This window comes from Amycolatopsis sp. SID8362 (assembly GCF_010550475.1).
GTDB classification, from domain to species: Bacteria; Actinomycetota; Actinomycetes; order Mycobacteriales; family Pseudonocardiaceae; genus Amycolatopsis; species Amycolatopsis eburnea.
Genome location: NZ_JAAGNB010000837.1, coordinates 1 through 4,380, shown reverse-complemented (window position 1 = coordinate 4,380; position 4,380 = coordinate 1). Strand labels below are relative to the sequence as shown.

Annotated in this window: 6 protein-coding genes; 1 reads left to right on the top strand and 5 read right to left on the bottom strand. The window is 71.6% G+C overall.

Annotation, left to right across the window (positions count from 1 at the left end; translation table 11 throughout):
• From G3I65_RS26220 to G3I65_RS26200, 5 genes are all read right to left on the bottom strand, one after another.
• Nucleotides 1–599, bottom strand: a 599-nt coding sequence (locus G3I65_RS26220; protein WP_160698471.1) for an MFS transporter, incomplete at its 3' end; no start/stop codon positions are given.
• A 66-nt stretch (nt 600–665) separates the two neighbouring features.
• A complete protein-coding gene (locus G3I65_RS26215) occupies nt 666–1,622 on the bottom strand; it encodes a catechol 2,3-dioxygenase (RefSeq protein ID WP_160698470.1) in 957 nt (318 codons plus the stop codon).
• Between the two features lie 10 nt (nt 1,623–1,632).
• Entirely contained in the window at nt 1,633–2,676 is a 1,044-nt protein-coding gene (locus tag G3I65_RS26210; protein WP_160698469.1) for a 4-oxalomesaconate tautomerase, read from the bottom strand.
• Nucleotides 2,673–3,377 carry a 4-carboxy-4-hydroxy-2-oxoadipate aldolase/oxaloacetate decarboxylase gene (locus G3I65_RS26205; protein WP_160698468.1) on the bottom strand — a complete coding sequence of 235 codons (705 nt, stop codon included), beginning with the start codon at nt 3,375–3,377 and terminating at the stop codon, nt 2,673–2,675. Before G3I65_RS26205 ends, G3I65_RS26210 begins: the two co-directional genes overlap by 4 nt.
• Nucleotides 3,378–3,430: 53 nt before the next feature.
• Nucleotides 3,431–4,102: a GntR family transcriptional regulator gene (locus G3I65_RS26200; RefSeq protein ID WP_160698467.1), complete on the bottom strand. Its 672-nt coding sequence runs from the start codon at nt 4,100–4,102 to the stop codon at nt 3,431–3,433.
• Between the two features lie 78 nt (nt 4,103–4,180).
• Here G3I65_RS26200 and G3I65_RS26195 point away from each other — a divergent pair.
• Nucleotides 4,181–4,380, top strand: a 200-nt coding sequence (locus G3I65_RS26195) for an NAD(P)-binding domain-containing protein (protein ID WP_239071455.1), incomplete at its 3' end; no start/stop codon positions are given.

The window sequence follows — 4,380 nt, the reverse complement described above, 5'->3', positions numbered from 1 at the left end:
GTCCCCTGTCGCGGCCGGCCACCCGGCGGCGGGTGGCTGCCCAGTCCCGCGCGGATCAGCAGCGCCGAGACGGCGAAGGTGGCGGCGTCGATCGCCAGCGCGGTGTGCGCGCCGACGCCGGCCACCACGAACGCGGCCGCCGCGAACCCCAGCACCAGGCACAGCTGGGTGGTGACCTGCTGCACCGCCTGGCCCGCTTCGTACCGGGTGCCGAGCAGTTCCGGCAGCACCGCTCCCTGCGCCGCGGAGAACGGCGCTTCGGCGAGCTGGACGAGCACGAGCAGCGCGGCCATCAGCGGCAACGGCGTCGCGGGCACGGCCATCACCGCCACCAGCACCGCACGGGCGACGTCGCAGACCACCATCACGTGCCGCCGCGGGAACCGGTCGGCCAGCCACGACAGCAGCGCGCCCGAAACGAGCGCGGGCAGCATCGAAAGCGCGTACGTCGCCGCGCTCAGCGCCGCCGATCCGGTGCGCTGGTACACGAGGATCGACAGGGCCACGCGCGCCAGCTGGTCGCCGGCCACCGAAAGCAGGCCCGCGAGCCACACCACCCGGAACCCGCGCACTGCGAACGCCGACCACGTCCCGGCCATCCCCCACCCCCAGGCTGTCACGGAGAGCGCCGCCTGAAACGCTCAGCGTAGTGCCTGGAGCCGCCACTACGCCACCGGCGGGGTCCCGTGCGTGTGGAAGGACTCGATCGTCTTCAGCCCCCACGCCTGCCCCTTGGCCCGCTCGGCTTCGGTCCAGGTCACCGGCTCCCAGTCCGGCGCGAAGATCAGCCGGCCGGTGGGGTTGCACAGCTCGACGCGGTTGCCGCCCGGTTCGTAGACGTAGAGGAAGAACGTCTGCTGGATCGCGTGCTTGTGCGGCCCGGTCTCGATGTGGACGCCGTTGTCGAGCGCGATGTCGGCCGCGCGGAGGATGTCTTCCCGCGTGTCGGTCGCGAAGGCGATGTGGTGCAGGCGCCCGCGCGTTCCCGTCCGGTCGTTGGTGTAGACGAGGTCGTAGGACTTCTGCGCGAAGTGCGTCCACTGCCCGGAAATCACGCCGCTGTCGAGCCGGATCTGTTCGGTGACGCGGCTGCCGAGCGCGTCGCAGACGAACCGCCCGTTGGCTTCCGCTTCCTTCGCCAGGTAGTTGACGTGGTCGAGGCGGCGGACGCCGACCCCGCGGCCGGGGTAGGCCTGCGCCTGGTTCTTCAGCGCGGGCCGCAGGTGTTCGGGCGGGGCGTAGCGCTCGGTTTCCCAGTAGAGCTCGAGTTCGTGGCCGTCCGGATCGCGGAACAGGTACGTGGGGCCGATCCCGGTGTCGCCGTCGACCCAGCCGACGCCGAGGCCGCGCTCCTCCAGCGCCGCCACCCGGCGTTTGAGAGCGTCCTCACTGGACGCGCGCAGGGCCGTCCGCCCGACCCCGGACGTCTTCGCCGCGGTGAGCTTCAGGCTGTGGTGCTCGTAGTCGTCCCACGTGCGCAGGTACACCGAGTCGCCCTCGGTGCCGTTCTCGGTGAGGCCGAGCACACGGACGAAGAAGTCGAGGCTCTTCTCCGGCTCCGGCGTGAACAGTTCGACGTGGCCGAGGTGCGCGATCTCGTGGCGCGGCGAGGGGTCGGGCATGGCTGGCTCCTCAGGAACGGGGGAAAACGGTGCCGTCGAACAACTTCCGCGCCGTCCGGATGACCGTCGACCGGCGGACGCGGGACCCGTCGAATTCGATCGCCACGGCGAGCTTGCCGCTCGGGTGCTCGATTTCCACCGGACCGGCACCGGTTTCGAGCAGTTCGTGGCCGACGGCGCCGTCGAGCAGCAACGCCGTGACGACGCTGACGCCGCCGAGCACGCCGATCGACGGGTGCGGCTTGACCGGGATGAACGTCCGGGTGCAGATGGCGCCGCCGTCGCGGGGCGCGGCGACCAGCGTGGTCTTCGGGACCGAGCTGCCGCGGACGTCGCCGAGGCCCATCAGCTTCCCGGCTTCGACGCGCAGCGCGTCGATCCGCTGGGCCAGTTCCGTTCCGGCGAGTTCTTCGACCGGCTCGTACCCGGTGATGCCGAGGTCTTCGGCGCGCGCGACGACGACCGGCATCCCGTTGTCCACACAGGACACGGCGATGCCGCCGACGTCGTCGCGGACGTGGCCGGTCGGCAGCAGGCTGCCGCAGACGGAGCCTTCGGTCTCGGTGAAGTCCAGCTCGACCGGGGCGGCGGTGCCGGGGACGCCGGAAATCGCCGTGTCACCGCGGTAATCGACTTCGCCGCCCGGAGTGGCGAACGTCGAAACGGCGATGGTGCCGGTGTTGACCAGCCGCACGCGGACGGTGGTGCGCTCGTCGCCGGCCGGGACCAGACCGCGCTCGACGGCGAACTGCCCGACGCCGGCGAGCAGGTTGCCGCAGGTCTGGCGGTCGGAGACGGTCGCTTCCTCGACGCCGAGCTGCAGGAACAGGTAGTCGACGTCGTGGCCGGGGTCGTCGGCGGCCGAGACGATCGCGACCTTGCTCGTCACCGGCTGGGCGCCGCCGAGGCCGTCGATCTGACGCGGGTCGGGGGTGCCCATGATCCGCAGCAGCAGGTCGTCGCGGGCGGCGGGGTAGGCGGGCAGGTCACCGGCGAGGAAGTAGGCACCCTTCGACGTCCCGCCGCGCATGAGCATGCAGCGCACGCCGGTCATGCCTGCTCCTTCTCGTACTCCTCGGCGGTCAGGTACCGGACGCCGAGCGCTTCGAGCTTTTCGCGCAGCCCGTAGCGATCCAGCCCGAGCTGGCCGGTGGCGAACGCCTCCCGCGCGGCGGCTTCCTTTTCCAGGCGCGCCTTCGCGGCTTCCAGTCCTTTTTGGACGTCTTCCCGGCGGACGCGCATGACGCCGTCGTCGTCGGCCAGGATCGCGTCGCCGGGGCGGATCAGCTGGCCCCCGATGGCGACGGGGACGTTCACCGCGCCCGCGGTCGCCTTGACGGTGCCCTGCGCGCTGATCGCGGCCGACCACACGGGGAAGCCGAGCGCGCGCAGGTCGGTGACGTCGCGGACGCCGGTGGTGGTGACCAGGCCGCGCACCCCGCGGTGGCGCAGCGCGGTCGCGAAGAGTTCGCCGAAGAGCCCATCGGTGCACGGCGAAGTCGTGGTGACGACCAGGACGTCGCCTTCGCGGCACTGCTCGACGGCCGCGTGGATCATCAGGTTGTCCCCGGGCCAGCAGAGCGCGGTGACGGCGGTGCCGCCCACGCGCGCGCCGTCCTGGATGGGCCGCAGGCCGGAGCCGAGCAGCCCGGAGCGGCCGAGGGCCTCGTGCACGGTGGCGACGCCGAAGTCGGCCAGGCGCGTCACCTGCTCGAGGTCGGCGCGCGGCGGGTCGGTGACGATGACGGGCTTCATACCCGTCACCGTACGGTTCCGTCGCCAAGATTGTCAACAATCTTGGCGACGGTTTACCTCAGGGGCGAGACGTCGGCGTCGGCCGCCTTGAGCGCCTCGATCACGCTGCCGAGGTGCACCCGGGCGGCTTCGGCGGCGCGCTCGGGGTGGTTCGCGCAGATGGCGTCGATGATCGCGAGGTGCTCCGGCAGCGAAACCTGCGGACGGCCGGGCCGCATCGCCAGCCGGAACTGGTGCCGGACGCTCTGCCCGCGCAGCCGTTCGAGCACCTGCGCGGCGGTCTGCTGCCCGCTGATCTCGCGGACTCGCCGGTGGAGGCGCTGGTTGAGGCCGGAGTACCCGACGACGTCCCCGCTCGCGACGGCCTGCTGCATCAGCTCGCCGAGTTCGCGCAGCTCGCCGACCTCGGCGTCGGAAATGCGCTCGGCCGCCTTGGCCGCGCACAGCGATTCGAGCATCATCCGGACTTCGGAGATCTCGACGGCCTCTTCGAGCGAAACCGCGCGCACGCGGGCGCCGCGGTTCTGCACGCGTTCGACGAGCCCTTCGTTGGTCAGCTCGATCAGCGCGGCGCGCACGGTGGCGCGGCTCGCCGCGAACTGGGCGGACAGGTCCGCCTCGACCAGCCGTTGGTTGGGCACGAACTCACCGCGGACGATGGCGTCCCGGATGGCCGCCACCACCGAACGCTCCCCCGGCTGCCGGTCCGCAGCACTCTCGGTCATACCCTCGACTCCGATTTTGTTGACAATTTTGTCGAGCACATCGTGCACTCGATCGTAGCTGGCAAGGAGGATTCTGCTATGACCGGAACCATCGCGGTACTCGGATTGGGGGAAGCGGGCAGCGAACTGGCCCGCGACCTGGCGGCGGCCGGAGCGGTGGTGCGCGCGTACGACCCGGCGGTCACCGACGCGGCGGCCGGCGTCGTCGTGACCGGCTCCGAGGCCGACGCTGCCGAGGGCGCCGATCTCGTGCTCAGCGTGAACAGCGCGTCGGCGGC